The organism is Isoptericola luteus, from assembly GCF_020297055.1.
Classification (GTDB): domain Bacteria; phylum Actinomycetota; class Actinomycetes; order Actinomycetales; family Cellulomonadaceae; genus Isoptericola; species Isoptericola luteus.
Map to the genome: position 1 here is coordinate 60,552 of NZ_JAIXCQ010000016.1, position 19,939 is coordinate 80,490.

General features: G+C 74.1%; 15 protein-coding genes. 14 read left to right on the forward strand and 1 reads right to left on the reverse strand.

Annotated features, from left to right (window positions below):
* The first annotated feature begins 6 nt into the window (after positions 1–6).
* The 13 genes from LEP48_RS17155 to LEP48_RS17215 all read left to right on the forward strand — a co-directional run bounded on the left by LEP48_RS17155 (position 7) and on the right by LEP48_RS17215 (position 18,512).
* Positions 7–1,347, forward strand: coding sequence for a DUF58 domain-containing protein (locus LEP48_RS17155; protein ID WP_225566795.1), 1,341 nt, complete (start codon positions 7–9; stop codon positions 1,345–1,347).
* Positions 1,340–3,886 carry a transglutaminase-like domain-containing protein gene (locus LEP48_RS17160; protein ID WP_225566796.1) on the forward strand — a complete coding sequence of 849 codons (2,547 nt, stop codon included), beginning with the start codon at positions 1,340–1,342 and terminating at the stop codon, positions 3,884–3,886. The genes LEP48_RS17155 and LEP48_RS17160 overlap by 8 nt, the downstream gene beginning before the upstream one ends.
* Positions 3,883–5,436 carry an RDD family protein gene (locus tag LEP48_RS17165; protein ID WP_225566797.1) on the forward strand — a complete coding sequence of 518 codons (1,554 nt, stop codon included), beginning with the start codon at positions 3,883–3,885 and terminating at the stop codon, positions 5,434–5,436. The genes LEP48_RS17160 and LEP48_RS17165 overlap by 4 nt, the downstream gene beginning before the upstream one ends.
* Positions 5,433–6,266, forward strand: coding sequence for a PP2C family protein-serine/threonine phosphatase (locus tag LEP48_RS17170; RefSeq protein ID WP_225566798.1), 834 nt, complete (start codon positions 5,433–5,435; stop codon positions 6,264–6,266). The genes LEP48_RS17165 and LEP48_RS17170 overlap by 4 nt, the downstream gene beginning before the upstream one ends.
* Positions 6,263–8,032 (forward strand): FHA domain-containing protein, encoded by a 1,770-nt coding sequence (locus LEP48_RS18880; protein WP_225566799.1) that lies wholly within the window; start codon positions 6,263–6,265, stop codon positions 8,030–8,032. The genes LEP48_RS17170 and LEP48_RS18880 overlap by 4 nt, the downstream gene beginning before the upstream one ends.
* A gap of 4 nt (positions 8,033–8,036) precedes the next feature.
* Positions 8,037–9,653 carry a serine/threonine-protein kinase gene (locus tag LEP48_RS17180; protein ID WP_225566800.1) on the forward strand — a complete coding sequence of 539 codons (1,617 nt, stop codon included), beginning with the start codon at positions 8,037–8,039 and terminating at the stop codon, positions 9,651–9,653.
* 7 nt (positions 9,654–9,660) lie between these two features.
* Positions 9,661–10,362 (forward strand): hypothetical protein, encoded by a 702-nt coding sequence (locus LEP48_RS17185; protein ID WP_225566801.1) that lies wholly within the window; start codon positions 9,661–9,663, stop codon positions 10,360–10,362.
* Positions 10,355–10,618: a hypothetical protein gene (locus tag LEP48_RS17190; RefSeq protein WP_225566802.1), complete on the forward strand. Its 264-nt coding sequence runs from the start codon at positions 10,355–10,357 to the stop codon at positions 10,616–10,618. The genes LEP48_RS17185 and LEP48_RS17190 overlap by 8 nt, the downstream gene beginning before the upstream one ends.
* Before the next feature lie 85 nt (positions 10,619–10,703).
* A complete protein-coding gene (locus LEP48_RS17195; RefSeq protein WP_225566803.1) occupies positions 10,704–15,173 on the forward strand; it encodes an FtsK/SpoIIIE domain-containing protein in 4,470 nt (1,489 codons plus the stop codon).
* A gap of 262 nt (positions 15,174–15,435) precedes the next feature.
* Positions 15,436–15,738, forward strand: coding sequence for a hypothetical protein (locus tag LEP48_RS17200; RefSeq protein WP_225566804.1), 303 nt, complete (start codon positions 15,436–15,438; stop codon positions 15,736–15,738).
* Between the two features lie 8 nt (positions 15,739–15,746).
* Entirely contained in the window at positions 15,747–17,159 is a 1,413-nt protein-coding gene (locus LEP48_RS17205) for a hypothetical protein (protein WP_225566805.1), read from the forward strand.
* Between the two features lie 67 nt (positions 17,160–17,226).
* On the forward strand, positions 17,227–17,877 hold the full coding sequence (locus LEP48_RS17210; RefSeq protein WP_225566806.1) for a hypothetical protein: 651 nt from the start codon (positions 17,227–17,229) through the stop codon (positions 17,875–17,877).
* Positions 17,874–18,512, forward strand: coding sequence for a hypothetical protein (locus LEP48_RS17215; RefSeq protein ID WP_225566807.1), 639 nt, complete (start codon positions 17,874–17,876; stop codon positions 18,510–18,512). Before LEP48_RS17210 ends, LEP48_RS17215 begins: the two co-directional genes overlap by 4 nt.
* A 6-nt stretch (positions 18,513–18,518) precedes the next feature.
* On the opposite strand, the gene LEP48_RS17220 is transcribed toward LEP48_RS17215, so the two are convergent.
* The gene (locus tag LEP48_RS17220; protein ID WP_225566808.1) at positions 18,519–18,785 is read right to left on the reverse strand and encodes a hypothetical protein; all 267 of its coding nucleotides are present in this window, start codon (positions 18,783–18,785) and stop codon (positions 18,519–18,521) included.
* Positions 18,786–18,906: 121 nt separating this feature from the next.
* Here LEP48_RS17220 and LEP48_RS17225 point away from each other — a divergent pair, with 121 nt between their 5' ends.
* Positions 18,907–19,737 (forward strand): hypothetical protein, encoded by an 831-nt coding sequence (locus LEP48_RS17225; RefSeq protein WP_225566809.1) that lies wholly within the window; start codon positions 18,907–18,909, stop codon positions 19,735–19,737.
* The last annotated feature ends 202 nt before the right edge of the window (positions 19,738–19,939 follow it).

Genomic DNA, 19,939 nt, shown 5'->3' on the forward strand with positions numbered 1-19,939 from the left:
CACATCATGACGACCACCACCGAGCTGGACACCTCCGCGCCGGCCGACCCGGACCTCGACACGCCGCCGGACGACGCCGCGCGGCCCGAGGCCCCTGCGACGCCCGCGCGCCGCCGTCGCGGCCCGCGCGACGGCCTCGCGGCGGTGGGCCGGGCCGTCGGCGACGCCGTCGCGCGCGCCTGGGCCCGGACCCGGCCCGTGCTGGGCGTCGTCTCGCCGTTCGGCTGGACGGTGCTGCTGCTGGCCGCCGTGGCGTGGTGGACGGGCGTCGTGCTCCGCTGGGAGGAGTGGGCGGCCATCGCGGTCGCCGTGACGGTCGCCCTGCTGGGCGCCGTGGCCTTCGTGCTCGGCCGACTGCGGTACACCGTGACGCTCGACGTCGCGTCGCGTCGCGTGGTCGTCGGCGACCGGGCGGTGGGCCGGCTGCTGGTCCGCAACGACTCGTCGCGCGCCATGCTCCCGGCCGTGATGGAGCTCCAGGTGGGCCAGGGCGTCGCCTCGTTCCCGGTGCCGCGCCTGCGCCCCGAGGGGGAGCACGAGGAGATCTTCGCCGTCCCCACCCACCGCCGCGCCGTCATCCCCCTGGGGCCGGTGCGATCCGTGCGCGCCGACCCGCTCGGGCTGCTGCGCCGCGAGCTGGTGTGGACGGAGCCGGAGGAGCTGTTCGTCCACCCGCGCACCCTGCCCCTGTCGGGCTCGTCCACGGGCCTGCTGCACGACCTCGAGGGCCGCGTGACCCCCGACATCTCCGACTCGGACGTGTCGTTCCACGCGCTGCGCGACTACGTGCCCGGCGACGACCGCCGGCACATCCACTGGAAGTCCACGGCCCGCACGGGCCAGCTCATGGTGCGTCAGTTCGAGGAGACGCGCCGCTCGCGCCTCGCCGTCATCCTGTCGACGCGCGAGGAGGACTACGCCGACCCCGACGAGTTCGAGCTCGCCGTGTCGGTGTGCGGGTCCCTCGGCCTGCAGGCGATCCGTGAGGACGGCGGCCTGGCCGTGCTCGTCCCGCAGGGTCGTGTGCGCGGCGACCACCGCACCCGCCTGCTCGACGACCTCACTCGTCTCGAGCTGTCGACGGCGCGCACGAGCCTCGCCGAGATCGCCCGGGTCGCCTCGTCGACGGTCACCGACGCCTCGGTGGTCGCCCTCGTCGTGGGCAGCCGGGTCACCCCCACCGACCTGAGGTCCGCCGCCGTGCGGCTGCCCGCCGACGCGCGTCTCGTCGCGATGCGCTGCGCGCCGGGCAGCTCCGTGAGCCGGGGCCGGGTCGCCGACATGCAGGTGCTGACGCTCGGCGACCTCGCCGACCTGCCGAACGCACTGCGGAGGATGAATGACTGAGCGGCCGAACGCTCCCGTGCCCGGCGACACGGGCGGGACGGGACACACCGGGCACACCGGTGGCACCTCGCGCACGTCGGTGCGCGCCGGCACCACGCGTGGCGCCGGCCGCCCTGCGAAGAAGGTCCGGGCGCTCACCGTCGGCGGGCTCGTCGACGGGCTCGTGCTCGCCGCCCTGCTCGGCGTCGTCGCCGTCGGGTTCGGGCCCGCCTGGGGCGGTCCCGGCTACCTGCTGCCCGCCCTCGGCGGTGCGGCACTGGGCCTGCTCATCGCCTGGCTGGGCGCCTGGCTGCGCTGGTCTGTGCTGCTCGTGTCGGCGGCGACCGTGCTGGGCTACTTCCTGCTCGGCGGCGCGCTGGCGCTGCCCGGCACGACGATCGCCGGCGTGGTGCCCACGGGACGGACCGTCGTCGAGCTCGCCGTCGGCGCCGTGCACGGGTGGAAGGAGTTCGTCACCACCGTCACCCCGCTGTCGTCGTTCGGCGACCTCGCCGTCGTGCCGTTCGCGCTGCTGCTGGTCACCGGCGTGCTCGCCGGCACGATCGCCTGGCGTTCCACGCGGGCCGCGTGGGCGCTGGCGCCGGTGGTGGTGGCGCTGGCCACGGTGGCCCTGCTGGGCACGATCCTGCCGGCGTACCCGCTTGTCCAGGGCCTCGTGGTCGCCGTCGTCGGCAGCCTGTGGGCGTCCTGGCGGGCCGCCGAGACACGGATGGGCGCGAACACGCTGCTGTCGGACGCCAGCCGGTCCGCGACGCGGCGCCTGCGCGCCCAGCGTGCGCGCGGCGGCGCCATGATGCTCGTGGCGGGCGGTGCGGCCGCCGTCCTGCTCGCCCCGCAGCTCGCGGGCGGCGAGCGCGTGGTGCTGCGCGAGCTGATCACGCCGCCGCTGGACCTGCACCAGTACACGAGCCCGCTCGTGGCGTTCCGCACCTACACCAAGGACCTCGCGGACACCGAGCTGTTCACCGTGACGGGCATGCCCGAGGACGCCCGCGTGCGCCTCGCGACCCTCGACGCGTACGCGGGCACCGTGTACGACGCGTCGAGCGGCGGCGGCTCGGGCGTCTTCAACCGCGCCGGCGAGGTCATCGACACGGTGACGCCGGGCACCCGCACGCCCGTCCAGGTGACGGTCACCGGCTACTCCGGCGTCTGGATGCCCGACGTCGGTGAGCTCGCGGGCATCTCGTTCGACGGCGAGCGCGCCGACGAGCTCGCGGCCAGCACCTACTACAACGCGACGTCGGGCACGGGGCTCGTGACCGCGGGGATCCGGCCGGGGGACTCGTACGAGCTCGACGCCATCGTCGCGCCGCGGCCGTCCGACGAGGCACTGGCGTCCGCCAAGGTCCTCGACGTCGACCTGCCCGAGCCGAAGGACGTCGCGAACGCGGTGCCGAGCAAGTCGCAGCAGTTCGCGGCCGACGCCACCGAGCCGTTCGAGCGCCTCACCAACATCCGGGACACGCTGGCCGCCACGGGCGTCTACTCGAGCGGCCTGGAGAACCAGCCGCCGTCGCGCCCGGGCCACTCGGCCGCGCGCATCGACGCGCTGCTCGCCCAGGACGAGATGGTGGGCGACGACGAGCAGTTCGCCACCGCGCTCGCGCTCATGGCGCGCCAGGCGGGCATCCCCGCCCGCGTCGTCATGGGGTTCTACCCGGACGAGGACACCTGGAAGCCGGGCACGCCGTACGTGGTCACGGGCGCGGACGTGCACGCCTGGATCGAGGTCCCGTTCGAGGACTACGGCTGGGTGGCGTTCGACGCCATCCCGGACGAGGACAACAAGGTCGAGCCGCTGCCGCGCTCCAAGCAGATCCCGAAGCCTCCGGTCCTGGAGACCCCCGAGTCGCCCGAGGAGCCGCCGCAGGCGGAGGCGGGCGACGTCGAGGACGAGAAGGAGGAAGAGGAGGCCGAGGGCATCGACTGGCGCCAGGTCGCCATCTTCGTGATGACCGTCGGCGTGCCGCTCCTCATCCTCGCGGCACCGATACTGTTCATCCTCGTGTACAAGGCCCGCAGGCGCGGTCGACGCCGGTCGGCGCCGGCCGTGGTGGACCGCGTCAGCGGCGGCTGGCGCGAGGTCGTCGACGTCGCCACCGACCTCGGAGCGGGTGTTCCCCGCGCCGCGACGCGCCGCGAGGGCGCGCGGCTCCTGACCGAGCAGCTCCCGGCGGCGGACACGACGGCCACGGCGACGCTCGCCCACCGGGCGGACCGCACGGTGTTCGGTGCCGGGGAGCCCAGCACGGCGGAGGTCGACGAGTACTGGACGCACGTGGACGAGCTGGTCGGCACCATGCGCTCCTCGGTGCCGTGGCGCAGGCGCGTCGCCTCACGGCTGTCGCTGCGCTCGGTGCGCGGCGCGGACGCCCCGCCCGTCAAGGTGGTGCTCGGTCGCTGGGCGCGCGCGGTGCCGGCGGGCCTCGCCGGTTTGGGGCGTCGGGCCGTGCGTCCCGTCACTGAGAGGATGGCCCGCGCACGGCGTCGCAGGGACGCCGAGGCGCGACGGGCACGGCAGCAGGAGGATCGATGACCACGACGTGCGGCGCCTGTGGCGCGGCGGAGCAGTCCGGGGCGTTCTGCACGGTGTGCGGTACCCCCACGGGGGTCGGGCCGCAGCCCGGGCTGAGCGCGGGTCAGGAGGCCACCGAGCCGGAGATGCGCGAGGCGACCCGCCGCGGGGCGACCCTCGCGCCCCCCGCGGCGGCCCCCGCCACGGAGCCTCCGCTGGCCGGCGTGGGACGGCGGGCGGGCGCGTACCTGCTCGACGTGCTCGCGGTCTCGATCGTGTCCGGCGTCGTCGCGGGGATCCTCGCCGTCGTCACCGGCGTCGGCGAGGCCATGTCGGCGCTGGCCGAGGCGACGACGGTGATGGGCGCCACCGCGGCGTCGAACGAGCTGGCCGGTGCGCTGGCCGTGGTCTACGGCGTCGCGGGCCTCGTCAGCCTCGCCGGCTGGGTGCTGCTTGCGCTGCTCGACGGGCTCACCGGCGCGACGCTCGGCAACCGCCTGCTCGGCATCCGCACCGTGGCGCTCGACGGCGGCGGCCCGGTCGGCGCCGGCCGGGGCCTGCTGCGCTGGCTGGTGCTCGCCGGAGCGGGCGTGCTGCCGCTCCTCGGGACGGTGCTCGTGCTGGTGTCGCCCACGTTCGACGCGACCGGCCGGCGGCAGGGCTGGCACGACAAGGCCGGCCGGTCCGTCGTGCGCGACGTCCGTGGCGTCCCGCCGCGGACCTTCGCCCCGGCCTCCGCCGGGCCGGGGGTGGCAGCCGCGGCGTCCGCCGGGGCAGCCCGGGCGGGCGCCCCGGTGCCGGACCCGTGGGCGTTCCCCGAGGCGGCCCGCGACCAGGGCGGTCTCGTCACCGGCGTCCCGGGGAGCTCGGCCGCCGGCACGCCGCCCGCGCAGCCGGACCCCCAGGGCGCCGGGCACGGCGGCCCCGCCGGGGCCGCAGGCCCGGGCCTGTACGACGCCGACCCGCACACGGTCCACCGGGCCCCGGTCCGCGCGGACGGCGCGGGAACCGCCGCGCCCGCCACGCCGGCAACGCCCGCACAGCCTCCCGCCCAGCGGCCCGTCGCCCAGCAGCCTTTCCTCCAGCAGCCCGCGGCGCCGCGGCCCGTGGCACCGGCACCGGCCGCACCGCCGCACGCCGTCGCGCCGGCCGCCGACGCGGAGGACCTCGAGGACCTCGAGGCGACGCGCTTCAGCGTCTCGTCGCGCCGGTCGTCGGGCGACGGGACGATGCCGCCGCGGATCGTCGTCGAGATCGACCCCGGCCGTCGGGTGACCGTCGCGTCGCGGACACTCGTGGGCCGCAACCCGCAGCAGGACGGCGCGGCCCCGGCGACGCTGCTCAGCGTGCCCGACGCCACGCGCTCCGTCTCCAAGACCCATCTGGAGCTGGTGCCCACGCCTGAGGGCCTCCAGGCGCGGGACCTCGGCAGCACCAACGGGAGCGCCGTGATCGCACCCGACGGCACCGTGCACGAGCTCGTCGCCGGGATCCCCGTCACGGTGACCGCGGGCTGGGTCGTCCAGGCCGGCGCCCGCCGGATCACCGTCGTCGGGGCGGGCGGCGCATGAGCGTCGACGCCGAGCTCGGTCTGCTGTGGGGCGCGGCGACGCACCAGGGCGCACGGCGCAAGCTCAACGAGGACTCCTACCTGGCGAGCGGGTCCGTCTTCTTCGTCGCGGACGGGATGGGCGGGCACGACGCGGGTGAGGTCGCGAGCGCGGCCGCCGTGGAGGCGCTGCGCCCCCTCGTCGAGTCCGAGGTCGTCGGGGCGGACTCGGTGCGCTGCCGGGTGCGGGTCGCGCACGAGTCGGTGCTCGCGATCGAGACGACGCCCGGGCGGGGCGCGGGCACGACGCTGACCGGCGTCGCGCTCACCGAGCAGGGCGGCGAGCCCTACTGGCTCGTGGTGAACCTCGGGGACTCGCGCACCTACCGCCTCTCCGACGGCGAGCTCGAGCAGGTCAGCGTCGACCACTCCGAGGTGCAGGAGCTGGTCGACGCCGGCCGCATCACCCGGGAGCAGGCGGCGACCCACCCGCGCCGGCACGTCGTGACGCGGGCGCTCGGCGCCCCCGAGGAGCCGGACGCCGACTTCTGGCTGCTGCCCGTGCACGCGGGCGACCGGCTGCTGATCTGCTCCGACGGGCTCACCGGAGAGCTGACGGACGAGCGGATCGAGACGGTGCTGCTCGCCGAGCCCGACCCGCAGGTGGTCGCAGAACGCCTGGTGCACGAGGCACTTGTCGCGGGCGGAAGGGATAACATCACCGTCATCGTGGTGGACGCCACAGGGCTGACGGGCGCCCTGGAGAGCACGGCCCCCCGGGACGGGCGGGCCCGCCGCGACGACGAGGACACGGTGCCCCGACGGTCTCCGTGGAAGGGAGATCAGACGTGACGTCGCGCTATGTGATCGGTCCGGCCTACGGGGTGGTGCGTCCCGGGGCCGTCGTGGTGCTGCCGGAGAAGGTGACGCCGGAGCTGGTCGACGAGCTGTGGACCGTGCTCGGCGAGCGGCCGGGCGTCGTGCCGGTGCTGGAGGTCCTCACCGGGTCGTTCGGCGCGAGCCTGGCTTCCCTGCCCCCGTTCGCGATCGCCGTGGCCGACGGCCGCCGGGTGCAGGTCGCCGCCCGCGGCGCGACCTCCGTGACGGTGGCGCGCCCCGACGGGCGGGACCACGTCTCCGGCGAGGGCGTGACCACCTGGGCCGAGCGCACGTTCGACGACGTCGTGGACCTTGCGGTCCAGGTCGGGGTCAGCGAGCCGACGGGCGACCTGCTGGACGACCGGGCCATGCCGCTGGACGGCGGCGTCGTGCTGGTCGCGTCCGTCGGGATGCGGCTCACGGACGAGGTGGCGCCCGCCGGGCCCGCCCGCCGCAGCGAGCGGGCCCCCGACCCCTGGGACGCGCCGGGCGACGAGGAGCCCGGGGACGCCGTCGAGCCGGCGCTGTCGTCGGGTCTCGTGACCGGCGCCCCGGTGGACTCGTCGTCAGTCATGGCGGGGTCGGTGCCGGTGGGTTCCGTCGCGGTGGCGCCGCCCGCGGTCGGCTTCGCGCCCGCGCCCGCGGACGAGGACAAGGACGCGTCGGAGGCGACGATCGCCCCCGAGGCGACCATGGTGCCGTCGATGACCGTCACCGGCGACGACGTCCCCCGCGCCGAGGACCGCGCCGAGGACCGCGCCGAGGACGAGGCCGCGGGCGGTGCGCCCGCGGCGGACGGCGAGGCCCCCGTGGAGGAGACGACGGGGTACGGCCATCTCTGGGGCTCCACCGTGATGCGCGGCGTGGAGGCGGCGGCGGTCCGCCCGCCCGACGAGGACGAGGACGAGGAGGAGCCGGCCGCGGCCCCGATCCGGGTGCCGGACGCGGTGGCGGCCCCGGTGCCCGAGGCGGCCCCGGCCCCCGTGCCCGACCCGCTGCCGACGCTCGCCCCGGTCGGCACCCTGGCGCCGCAGGGGCTCGGCACGGCCGGGGACGACGAGATCGACGGCAGCACCGTGATGTCGTCGGCGATCGCCGACCTGCGCGCGATCGCCGCGGAGCAGGCGGCGCGCGATGCGGGCGTGCCGCTGGTCGTCGACCCCGAACCGGCCGCCGCCGCCCCGATGAGCCCGGCGGCCCCGATGACCCCCTCGGCCCCGATCACCTCGGGAGCTCCTGTCGGCCCGGGCCCGTCGTTCGCCCCCGCCCCGATGCCCGGGCGGCCCATGATCCTGGCGCGCTCGTGCACCTCCGGGCACCCGAACCCGCCGCAGCGCGACGACTGCGCCGCCTGCGGCCAGTCCCTCGTGGGCGAGGCGCGGCAGGTCCCGCGCCCGGCCCTCGGCGTGATGGTGGTCTCCGGTGGTCCTCGCGTGACGCTGGACCGTCCGGTCGTGGTCGGGCGCCGGCCCCGCTCGCCGCGGTCCGCGGGCGACGACCTGCCCCGGCTGGTCACGGTGCCGAGCCCCGAGCAGGACATCTCCCGCTCGCACGCAGAGGTGCGGCTCGAGGGCTGGCACGTCCTGGTGAGCGACATGAGCACGACCAACGGCACGACCCTGCTGCGCTCCGGGCAGGCTCCGCTGCGGCTCCACCCGGGCGAGCCGGTGCTGATCGTCTCCGGCGACGTCGTCGACCTGGGCGACGGCGTGACGCTGACGTTCGAAGGGATCCTCTGACACCGTGAGCCGCAAGCGCCCACCCTCCCCGCCGCCCGAGATCGACGGGTTCGAGTACGTCGAGATCGTCGGTTCCGGTGGCTTCTCCGACGTCTTCCTCTACCAGCAGCGACGCCCGCGCCGACGCGTGGCGGTCAAGGTGCTGCTCCACGAGTGGACGGGGGAGGGGCAGCGCGAGGCGTTCGACGCCGAGGCCGACCTCATGGCGACGCTGTCGACCCACCCGTCGATCGTCACGATGTACGAGGCGGACGTCGCCGCGGACGGCCGGCCCTACCTGGCCATGGAGTTCTGCTCCCGGCCGAACATGGGCGCCCGCTACCGCAGCGAGCGGATGAGCGTCCCGGACGTGCTGCGCGTCGCCGTCCAGGTGGCGGGCGCGGTCGAGACGGCGCACCGCGCCGGCATCCTGCACCGTGACATCAAGCCGGCGAACATCCTGGTCACCGAGTACGGGCACCCGGCGCTGACCGACTTCGGCATCTCCTCCACGCTCGACGACGCGGGCCGGGCCGAGGGCATGTCGATCCCGTGGTCGCCGCCCGAGTCGTTCGCCGAGCCCCCGGCCACCGGCATCGGCACGGACGTCTGGGGCCTCGCGGCGACCACCTACTCCCTGCTCGCCTCCCGCACCCCGTTCGAGGTGCCCGGCGGCTCCAACACGAGCGCCGACCTGGTGGCGCGCATCGAGTCCGCACCCCTGCTGCCCACCGGTCGTTCCGACGTCCCGGCGTCCCTCGAGCGGGTGCTCAGCACGGCGATGGCCAAGAACCCCGCGTCGCGGTACCCGACGGCGCTGGCCTTCGCCCGCGCCCTGCAGGCCGTGCAGACGGAGCTGTCGTTCGCCGTCACGCCGATCGACCTGCTCGACAACCGCGGCCACGTGCAGGACGAGGACGACGGCTCGCTCGACGGGGCGGACGACGACGAGGTCGGCACCCGGCTGCGCGAGGTCGTCTCGGTGGACCCCCGGGGTCCGGCGAGCGCCGGTCCCGCGATCGCGAGCGTCCCCTCGGGCAGCGGCTGGGCGGGTCAGCAAGTCCGCCCGGCGCCCGCGCCGGCGCCCGCGGGCGCCCCCGCCGTCGCCCTGGAGGACGACCTCGGCGACACGGTGCACCGCTCGATGGCCCCCGCCGCGCCCACGGCAGCCGTGCCGGCACCGGCGCCCGAGGCCGACGCGCCCCAGCGGCGCGGGCTGATGATCGCCCTCGGGATCATGGGGGCGGCGCTGCTCGTCGCGGCGGTCACGCTCCTCGTGGTGCTCCTGCCGAACACCGGCGACGACCCCGACGACGCCGCGACCGACGTCGCCACCAGCAGCGGGGACGACCCGGCCCCGCCGGTCGACAACCTGGGCGGGCTGGTCCCCGCCGTGACCGAGCTCGAGGGCAAGGTCGAGGGCGACGAGGTGGTCTTCACCTGGACCAACCCGGACCCGCAGGACGGCGACACGTACGGCTGGCGCACGCCGGCCGCGCTCGCCGAGGCCCACTACCAGCAGCTCTCCGAGGCCACGGTGACGGTGCCGCGCGTCGAGGGCGGGGAGGGCACCTGCGTCGAGGTCGTCGTCGTCCGCTCCGGGGCGTTCTCGATCCAGCCCAAGGTCCAGTGCGTCGAATGAGCGACCGATGAGCGAGCTGGCCGTCGAGTTCGCCGGGGAGTGGTTCCGGCCCGACTCCGAAGGCGTCTTCGAGATCGGGCGCGAGGGTGACCTCGAGCTCGACGACAACCCTTACCTGCACCGGCGGTTCCTGCAGCTCACGCACACCTCCGGGCTGTGGTGGTTGGGGAACGTCGGCAACCGTCTCTCCGCGACGGTGTGCGACGCCGCGGGCGGCGTCCAGTCGTGGCTGTCGCCGGGCACTTCGCTGCCCATCGTCTTCCCCTCGACGTCGATCGTCTTCACCGCCGGGCCGACGACGTACGAGCTCCTCGCGCGCCTGACGCCGGCCCCGTACGCGGAGATCCACACCGAGGACCCGAAGGGCGGCGCGACGACGATCGGGATGATCCCCTTCACCGTCAGCCAGCGCCAGCTCGTCGTCTCCCTGTGCGAGCCGATGCTGCGCCGCGACGGCACGGGCCTGTCCGAGATCCCGTCGTCCGCGGAGGCGGCCGCCCGCCTGGGCTGGACCACGACACGGTTCAACCGCAAGCTCGACAACGTGTGCGAGAAGCTCGACCGCGTCGGCGTGAAGGGCTTGCGCGGCAGCACCGGGGGGCTGGCGACCAACCGCCGGGCGCGGCTCGTCGAGTACGCGGTCGCGTCCCGGCTCGTCACGGCCGAGGACCTGCCCCTGCTCGACCTCCAGGGGGAGCCCGGTGAGTAGCGGCAAGCAGCGCCCCACGCCGGGGCAGATGGTGCTCGTCATGGCGATCGGGGCCGCGGCGATCGCGTTCGTCGTCGTCGTGACCCTCGGCCTGCTGGGGGACGGCGTGGGCACCGGCAACCCCCTCGACTACTACCGGGCGATCGGCCGCGAGCTCACCGACCCCGGCAACTGGCGTGTCATCGGCCTGAGCGCCGCCGCCGGGGCGGGCGTGACCGCCCTCGTCCTGCTGCTCGCCCGCCGCGGCCGCCGCTGACGGGCGCTGCCCGAGCACCAGCAGCACCCGAGGACCTGCACCACCTGCACCACCACCGACCTGACAGAACGAACCGAGGAGAGCGATGCGCGTCAAGGTGACGCTCCGACGCCCGGACACCACGCAGGACGACGTCGTCATCACCGCGGACGCGGGGGCGACGATCGGCGAGGTGGCCTCGACGGTCGCCCGCGTGGACCCTGCCGGGCTGGGGGCTGCCCCCGACGGTCCGCGGACCCTCGAGGCCCGCCTGCCGGGCCAGGACCGGCCGGTGCGCCTGCCCGCGGACGCCGCGCTCGGCGAGGCGTGGATCGGCTCGGGCGCGGAGGTCGCCGTCGTCGACCTGGACCGTCCCGGCTTCGACTACCCGGGGGCGCGCGAGGTGCGGGCTACGCTGCGCTTCGGTGACGGCAGCGCCATCGACCTGCCGGAGGGCAGCTGGGTGCTCGGTCGCGCGCAGGGGTGCGACGTCGTGCTCAGCGACCCGCTGGTGTCCAAGCAGCACCTGCGCCTGGACGTGTCCGACGTGGTCGACGTCGTCGACCTGGGCTCGGCCAACGGCCTCCTGGTCGACGGAGACCACGTGCAGCGCCTGCGCGTCGACGGCAGCCAGCGGGTGGTGGTCGGCGACACGACGATGACCATCGAGCGCCGCAAGCCGACGACGCTCACGGGGGTCGCGCCCAAGGCGGGGCCGGTGCCGTTCACCCGCTCCCCGCGGGTGGAGGCGCGCTACTCCGGCGACCAGTTCGAGTCCCCGGAGGTGCCCAGCGAGACGGAGAAGCAACCGTTCCCGGTGCTCGCGCTGATGGCGCCCGTGCTGATGGGCGGCTTCATGCTGGCCATGGGGCGCGGCCCCATGGGACTGGTGTTCATCATGCTGTCGCCGATCATGCTCATCGGCAACTACCTGACCCGTAACCTCCAGACCCGCAAGCGCAAGGAGCGCGACGTCGCGCGCTTCGAGGAGCGGCTGGATGCCCTGCGCGACGCGCTCGCCGGCGAGGAGGAGACGGAGCGCTCCGTGCGCCTGCGCGAGGCCCCGGCCACGCCGCACGTGTTCGCCGAGGCCATGCGCCACGGGCCGATGCTGTGGACGCGCCGCCCGGAGCACTGGAGCTTTCTCAACGTGCGGTTCGGCATCGGCACGATGCCGTCGCGCAACTCGGTCAAGAACACGGCCAAGGGTGCGCTCATCAAGGAGTACCAGGAGCGCCTCGACGCGGTGATCGACCGCTACGAGAACGTGTCCGGCGTCCCGGTGGTGGAGAACCTGTACGACGCGGGCGCGCTCGGGTTCGCCGGCCCTCCCGCCAAGGTGGCCGGCAGCCTCAACGCGGTGCTGCTGCAGCTCACGGGCCTGCACTCCCCGTCGGAGCTGGTCGTCACGGGCATGGTCAGCCCAGTGTGGACCAAGCACCTGCAGTGGCTCACCTGGATCCCGCACACGTCGTCCCCGCAGAGCCCGGTCGAGGGCCACCACCTCGCCGACTCTGCGAGCGGCGCCGCCCGCCTGATCGCCGAGCTCGAGGAGCTCGTGACGACCCGCCTGCGCTCCCAGCGCGGCGGGGCGCAGCGTCGCGGCGCGATCGACGAGGACGACGCCGCCCTCGAGCGCGGCGCGGAGGTCGGCGGCAAGAAGGCCGAGACGGGCACGAAGTCCCCGGTCCCGGCGGTCGTCGTCCTCATCTCCGACGACATCGACGTCGAGCAGGCGCGCCTGGTGCAGCTCGCCGAGCAGGGCCCCGACGCGGGCGTCTACCCGCTGTGGATCTCCGCCGACACGGCGTCGCTCCCTGCCGCCTGCCGCACGTTCGTGGACCTCGGGCCCGAGGGGCCGCGTGTCGGCATGGTCCGCCTCGGCCGCTGGGTGGACGACCTCGAGCTGGAGGAGATCGACGCCACGACGGCGCTCGACTACGGCCGCCGGCTCGCCCCGGTGTTCGACGCGGGCGCCATCATCGCGGACTCCTCCGACCTGCCCCGCTCGGTGACGATGCCCGCGCTGCTGGGGCACGACCTGTTCGAGGACCCGAACGCGGTGCTCGAGCGCTGGCGGCAGAACCTGTCGGTGTACGACCGCGTCACCCCGGTGCCGCGCAAGCGCGCGGGGACGCTGCGCGCGATCGTCGGCTCGGCGGGCCTGGACGCGCAGCACCTCGACCTGCGCAGCCAGGGTCCGCACGCCCTGGTCGGCGGCACCACCGGTGCCGGCAAGTCCGAGTTCCTGCAGGCATGGGTGCTCGCGATGGCGGCCGAGTACAGCCCGGACCGCGTGACGTTCCTCTTCGTGGACTACAAGGGCGGCTCGGCGTTCGCCGACTGCGTCCAGCTCCCGCACTGCGTCGGCCTGGTCACCGACCTGTCGCAGCACCTGGTGCTGCGGGCTCTCACGTCGCTGCGGGCCGAGCTGCACCACCGCGAGCACCTGTTCAACCGCAAGAAGGTCAAGGATCTCCTCGAGCTCGAGAAGCGCGGCGACCCGGAGACCCCGCCGGCCCTCGTCATCGTCATCGACGAGTTCGCGGCGCTCGTGGGCGACGTACCGGAGTTCGTGGACGGCGTCGTCGACGTCGCGCAGCGCGGCCGGTCGCTCGGCATCCACCTCATCATGGCGACCCAGCGCCCCGCTGGCGTCATCAAGGACAACCTGCGCGCCAACACGAACCTGCGCGTCGCGCTGCGCATGGCCGACGAGTCGGACTCCAGCGACGTCGTCGACATCAAGGACGCGGCCCACATCGACCCGGCCATCCCGGGCCGCGGCGTCGTCAAGACCGGCCCCGGGCGCCTCCAGGCGTTCCAGTCCGGGTACGCGGGCGCGTGGAGCACCCGCGCGCCCGAGCGCGCGGCGATCGAGGTCGCGGGCCTCCACTTCGGCCGCGAGGAGAAGTGGGAGGAGCCCGTCGTCGAGTCCGCGGCGGACGACGACATGGACCTCGGCCCGAACGACCAGCAGCGGCTCGTGGCCCGGATCACCGAGGCGTTCGCGGCCGGGCGGCTGCCCGCGCCGCGGCGGCCGTGGCTGGACTCGATGGCCGACGCCTACGACCTCACCCGGCTGCACCAGCGCACCGACACCGAGCTGCTGCTCGGCGTCGCGGACATCCCCGAGCAGCAGGCCCAGCGTCCGGTGTACTTCCACCCGGACGTCGACGGTCACCTCGGGGTGTACGGCACCGGCGGCTCCGGCAAGAGCACGACGCTGCGCACCCTCGCGGCGGCGGCGGGCATCACTCCGCGCGGCGGCCCCGTGCACGTGTACGGCCTGGACTTCGCGGCGGGCGCGCTGCGGATGCTGTCCGCGCTGCCGCACGTCGGGACGATCGCCCGTGGGGACGACATCGAGCGCGTCGTCGGCCTCATGCGGATGCTGCGCGACGAGCTGCTGCGGCGCGGGGAGGCGTTCGCCGCCGTGTCGGCGTCGAGCGTCACCGAGTACCGCCAGATCACCGGGCGGGCCGACGTGCCGCGCATCCTGCTGCTGGTGGACGGGTTCCCCGGCTTCCGCGACGACTTCGAGGTCGGCGCGGGCCGTGCCGAGTGGTTCGACGTGTTCCGCGACATCCTCAACGACGGCCGTGCGCTGGGCATGCACGTGGTCTTCACCGCCGACCGGTCGGGCGCCGTGCCGACGTACGTGCGCTCCATGGTGCAGCGCAACCTCCTGCTGCGGATGACGGACGACGGCTACCTGGCTTTCAACGCGCCGCGCGACATCATCACGGCGGACTCGCCCAACGGCCGCGCGATCGTCGACGGTCTCGAGGTGCAGATCGCCGTCATCGGCGGCACGACGTCGGTGTCCGCGCAGGCAGCAGCCACCGAGAAGCTCGGCCAGTCCATGCTGCAGGCGGGCGTGCGGCCCGCGCCGGCCGTGCGGGTGCTGCCCACCGAGTACGGCGCGGGCGAGCTGCCCGAGCAGGTGGACGGGCAGCCCGTCCTCGGCCTGGACGGCATCACCCTGGGCGTGGTGCCGTTCGACCCGACGGGCACGATGGTCGTCGCGGGCCCGCCCGGGTCCGGCCGGAGCAACGCGCTGGTCGCGATCTCGCGCGCGGTGCGGCGTGCCAACCCGGAGGCGCGGCTCTACCTGTTCGCGCAGGGCCGTTCGGCGATCGCCGACAAGCTGCCCTGGACGGAGGTGGCCACGGGGATCGACAAGGTCAAGGCGCTGGCCACGGACCTCCTCGCCGCCGTGCAGGACCCGGACGTCGACCCGGGCATCGTCGTCGTCATCGAGGGGCTCAACGAGTACCTGCAGTCTCCCGCGGACAAGCCGATCCAGGACCTCACCAAGGCGATCCGCAGCAGCGACCACCTGCTCGTCGCCGAGGCGGAGACGGCGGGCTGGGCCGCGACCTGGCCGCTGCTCGGCGAGGTGAAGAACGGCCGCCGCGGCATCATCCTGCAGCCGGAGAACCTCGACGGCGACACGATCCTCAAGACGTCGCTGCCGCGCGCCGGCAAGGGGGAGTTCCCCGTGGGCCGCGGCGCGTGGATCGCGCGGGGGAAGCACACGCGGGTCCAGCTCCCCTATGTCCTCGAGGACTGAGCCGGAGCGCAGCGCAGGGTGCGGGCCGAGGGACGAGGCACTCGCCCGTAGCGGAGTGCAGGTTCGGTCCGACCGGTGGATCGAGGACTGAGCCGGAGCGCAGCGCAAGGTGCGGGCCGAAGGACGAGGCACTCGCCCGTAGCGGAGTGCAGGCTCGGGCCCGGTCGATGGGGAGTCCTCCCCATCGACCGGCCGGTCCGCACTCGGCTACGGTGCGTGGCGGCAGAGAAAAGAGACGCTGCCGCAAGGACGAGGGGGAGCTGTGGCCGGGTACGACCTGTCCATCAACATGGAAGAGTTGCGCACTCTTGCCGAGGACCTGAAGACGATCAAGGACGAGTTCGAGGGCGCCGACGACCGCGCGGAGGACGCCGCGGACGCGACCGGCCACGACGACCTGCGCGACAAGGTCAACGACTTCGCGGACAAGTGGCGCATCAAGCGCGAGGAGATGACGGGGAACGTCGTCAAGCTCCAGGGCATCATCCAGCAGGTCGTCGACACGTTCACAGAGATCGACGCGGAGCTCGCGAAGGCTCTCGAAGAGGGCGCCGAGAAGGCGTAGGGGAGATCATGGGCGACACGCAGTGGCAGAAGCTCGACGGGGACGCCGAGCTCGTCCGCACCAAGGGCAGGAAGTACCAGGAGATCGCGGACGCCATCGGGCGGGCCACCTCGACCCTCGCGGCGATCTCGAACGACGCGAGCACGACGGCCAAGTCGATGGACGCGATGAAGACGCTGGCCGACGACGTCCGCGAGGACATCGCCAAGGCGACGGACCGCTACCGCTACACCGGGGACGCGCTCGTCACGTACAGCTCGGCCTTGGACTCGGCCATCTCGCAGTCGGAGACGGCGGCGACCCAGATCGCCTCGATCGAGGACGACCTGGCCGCCGCGCGGACGACGGCGAACAACGCCCAGTCCGAGGTCGACGACCTGCCGTCGGACGCCGCCGACGGTGACGTCGACTCGGCCAACAGCACGCTCGCGACCGCGAACTCGCGGGTGTCGAACCTCGAGGGCAGCCTCAGCTACTGGCAGGGTCGCTGGAACGACGCGCACGGCGACAAGAACTCCGCCGCGCAGACGGCGAAGAACTCGATCGACGAGGTCGTCACCGGCGACAAGGTGCACGGGCTCGAGGACGGTTTCTGGGACCACGTCGGCGAGGTCGCGTCGTTCCTGTACAAGGCGCTCAAGATCATCTGCGACATCGCCGGGATCCTCGCGATCTTCCTGTCCTGGGTGCCGGTCCTCGGCCAGGTGCTCCTCGTGCTGGCGGCGATCGGCTCGATCATCGCGATCGTCGAGGGCATCGTGAAGATGGCGCGGGAGGGCTTCAGCTGGGGTGCGCTCATCGGCGTCGGCCTCGGGGTCATGGGACTCTTCGGCGGCAAGGCCATCGGCACGCTCGCCAAGTACGCCAAGGCTCGCTCGGTGGTCCAGACCGCGGGGCGGATGTCGAACGGCGCCGCGCGGGCGAAGTTCGGCACGGCGCTGCTCAAGAGCTCTCGCAAGACGTTCGCGCAGACGAACGGCCAGCGTGCCTGGGAGGTCCTCAAGTCCCCGTTCCTGCGGTCGTCCACCGACAAGGCGGTGTTCGGGCTGCTCAAGAACGGGGAGGGTGCCAAGGCCTTCACCACGTGGCGGGGCTCGCAGTTCCCGCTGCCGTACAAGGACGGCGCGGCCCGGTTCACCCTGGGCAACGACGACGTGGCGGACATGATCGCGCACTTCGGCCAGACCGGGCTGCGCATCGACAACGTCACGTCGACCACGTCGGCCATCGCGACGGTCAGCGCCGTCTTCCACCAGACGGCGAACCTGACGAACAACATGGTCAAGCTCGGCACGGACATCAGCGGCGGCAACGGCTGGGGCATCGCGGACACGGGCAACTCCGTCGTCACCCAGCCCGCCGGCGGTGCGTGGGGCAACATCTCGGGCATCCCGATGAAGGTCAATTCGTGGTTCGGCTGACCTGCGGCATGATCGTGCCCATGGTGCGGTCCACGGTTGGTGCGGTCCACGGTGCGGGGTGCAGGCGATGAGTGACGGGACGACCCGGGGGATCGTGGGCTTCGAGCTCGGTCTCCCGGTGGAGTGGCACGTGGTGCCGGGCGACCTCGCCGACGTCGGGGCGTGGTCGCACGCCACCGCGAGCGAGCTGGTCCGGGGCGCGGTCGCTCAGGGCCTCGTCGGGGCGCAGGCGGCCGATACGACGGACGTGCTCGCGGAGCAGCTCTCCGACGTCGCGGCCGTCGTGCGCGACGCCGACATCTCCTCCATGCAGACGGCGGTGCTCGTGCGGCGCCCGGAGTCCGGGGTGGTCGACGCGATGGTCACCCTGGTGGCGCAGCAGGGCCTCGGGGTGGAGCAGTTCACCGCGAGCCTGTCGCACGGCGTCGAGACGACCGAGCGGTACGGGGTCGTCCACGCGGGAGAGATCACGGGGACGGGTGACGCGGGCCGGCTCGTGGGCGTCCACCTGCTGCTGGGCAGCGCGGCGGACGCGGGCCTCGGGGCGGACCTCGAGGTGCTCGAGGAGCGGGTCGTCCTCGGGGTGTTCCCACCCGCGTCGCGGGACATGGTGGAGGTCACGGCGATCGCCCGGAGCGTCGGCACGTTCGAGGACATGCCGCAGGCGATGGTCGACCTCATGGCCGGTCTCGTCGTGGAGACGGAGCCGCTGTCGTGACGCGTCAGATGACGTCGTGGAACGGCGGTCTGCGCATCGTGGTGCCGGGCACCTGGGCGAACGTCCCGGTGGACGACCCGGCGCGGACGGTGGCGTTCCTCAAGCGACTCGTGAAGGACCAGGTGGGCACGGCGGACCGGCTCGCGCGCGTGCGTCGTGAGGCGACGCAGGAGCTCCTCGTCACCGCCCGCGAGGCGGTCGGCCTCGGCGTGCACACGTTCCTGTTCTCGTTGGAGATGGTGCCCGGCGTGCCCTTCCCGGCCGCCGTCATGATGATCGACGAGGAATGGCCGGCGGCGGGTGCCGCGGGGCCGCGCGCGACCACCGAGGACGAGGTGCGTGCGGCGCTGACCGCGGCCTACCCGAGCGGCGAGGTCGCTGTCCAGCGCAACGGTCCGGTGGCGCGCGTCGTGGAGATGGCCGAGGGGCGCACCAGCGACAGCGAGGACGCGCTGCCCGTGCGGACGATGCGGCTCGAGTACCACATGCCGTACCCCGACCGCTCGAAGCTCCTGCTCATCCGAGTCAACGTGCCGAACATCCCGTCGGCGGAGCCGTTCGCGACGCTCTTCGACGAGATCGTGGACTCGGTGAGCTTCGTCGCGCAGGAGGACCGCCCGTCCGTGGCGGGCTGACCCCGGTCAGCGCGGCGTGTCGTCGGAGGTGTCGGCGTTGCGCCGCATGCCACGGATGAAGCCCAGGCTGCCCAGCACGACCATGAGCACGGCGACGACGCCGACCGTCACCCACCCGCCGAGGGAGGCGAAGAGGTCGGGGGCGAACCGGGCCGTGACGCCGCCGGCGACGATGATGACGAAGCCGACGAGCAGGATCGTGGACGCTGTCCGCGAGGGCGCGGCGCCGCGCGCGTCGCGACCGCGGTCGTCGCTGGTGCCGTTGTTGCTCATGGGTGGGCTCTCCAAGGGGTCGGCAGGTGTGTCGGCTGGCATGGTCTAGGGTGCCGACCCTAGACCGGTTCGGACACCCATGGCGGCACGCCGTGGCGGCTGCGTGCGAGATGAGGACGGTATGGGGGACGACCAGGTGACGAGCCCGGCCCGGCCGGCGGGCCAGGGCCCACGGCCCGGCAGGGTCGCGCTGAGGCTCCGGCCCGTCGGGTACCTGCTCGTCGGCGTCGTCTGGACGACGATCGTGCTGGTGGCGCTGCTCCTGCTCGTGGGGTCGGTGCCCTACCTCGCCTACGTCGACTCGGACAGCCTGGTGCGCGGCGTCGGGGAACGCCTGTCGAACCCGGTCGAGGCCGTCGCGTTCGTGCTGCTCGCGCTGCCGGTCCTGGCGCTGGCGGTAGGGGCCGGCGGCTGGCACGTCCTGACGGCCTCCTGGCCGCTGGCGGTGCTGTCGTTCGTCTACGTCGGCCGCGCGCTGTCGCCGGACTACGCCGGAGAGAAGCTCTCGTTCACGGCGCACGCCCCGCGGGGGACCACGTTCGGCCCGCCGACGCTGAGCGGCGTCGCGATGTCGCTCCAGCCCGTGCGGTCGACGCCGTTCACGGACGCGGTCATGCGGTTCTACGTGGCGGGCTGGGTCGTGGACGGGCGCACCGTCGTCGCGATGCTCCCCGCCGGTCTGGCGTGGCCGCTGGCGATCACGGCCCTGGTCCCCGGCGTCCCAGGCGTCGTGAACGTGGTCGCGGGAGTGCTGGCCGTCGGCCTGCTCGCGACCTCGGTCGTCCTGGGGACGCGTGCGTTCCGCCGCCGGTTCGAGCCCGAGGGTCCGGGCGCGGCGGCGGGGGGCAGGGCCCTCTCCGACCTCTCCGCCGACGAGCTCCGCGCCCGCCGGGCGCGCGTCGAGAGGCAGCGCCGTGCCCGCCTGCGTCGTGGGGGAACCACGCGGCCGTAGCCGTCCGAGCCGGCGCGCCCCGGTGCCGCGCTCGCGTCGATGGGGAGTCCTCCCCATCGACGGGTGCTTCGAAGCCGCAGTAGGGTCGTCGTCGACGGATCGGCCGCTAGGGGGCCGGCCGAACCACTGATGGAGCTGAGGAGCTTTTCATGTCGAACATGAACGTCACGTACGACGAGCTGCGGTCGCAGGCGGGTCAGCT

Bases quoted from the DNA above. Each gene is read 5' to 3' on its own strand.
- LEP48_RS17155 (WP_225566795.1), top strand. From the start codon at position 7: ATGACGACCACCACCGAGCTGGACACCTCCGCGCCGGCCGACCCGGAC.
- LEP48_RS17160 (WP_225566796.1), top strand. From the start codon at position 1,340: ATGACTGAGCGGCCGAACGCTCCCGTGCCCGGCGACACGGGCGGGACG.
- LEP48_RS17165 (WP_225566797.1), top strand. From the start codon at position 3,883: ATGACCACGACGTGCGGCGCCTGTGGCGCGGCGGAGCAGTCCGGGGCG.
- LEP48_RS17170 (WP_225566798.1), top strand. From the start codon at position 5,433: ATGAGCGTCGACGCCGAGCTCGGTCTGCTGTGGGGCGCGGCGACGCAC.
- LEP48_RS17185 (WP_225566801.1), top strand. From the start codon at position 9,661: ATGAGCGAGCTGGCCGTCGAGTTCGCCGGGGAGTGGTTCCGGCCCGAC.
- LEP48_RS17195 (WP_225566803.1), top strand. From the start codon at position 10,704: ATGCGCGTCAAGGTGACGCTCCGACGCCCGGACACCACGCAGGACGAC.
- LEP48_RS17205 (WP_225566805.1), top strand. From the start codon at position 15,747: ATGGGCGACACGCAGTGGCAGAAGCTCGACGGGGACGCCGAGCTCGTC.
- LEP48_RS17210 (WP_225566806.1), top strand. From the start codon at position 17,227: ATGAGTGACGGGACGACCCGGGGGATCGTGGGCTTCGAGCTCGGTCTC.
- LEP48_RS17220 (WP_225566808.1), bottom strand. From the start codon at position 18,785: ATGAGCAACAACGGCACCAGCGACGACCGCGGTCGCGACGCGCGCGGC.
- LEP48_RS17225 (WP_225566809.1), top strand. From the start codon at position 18,907: ATGGGGGACGACCAGGTGACGAGCCCGGCCCGGCCGGCGGGCCAGGGC.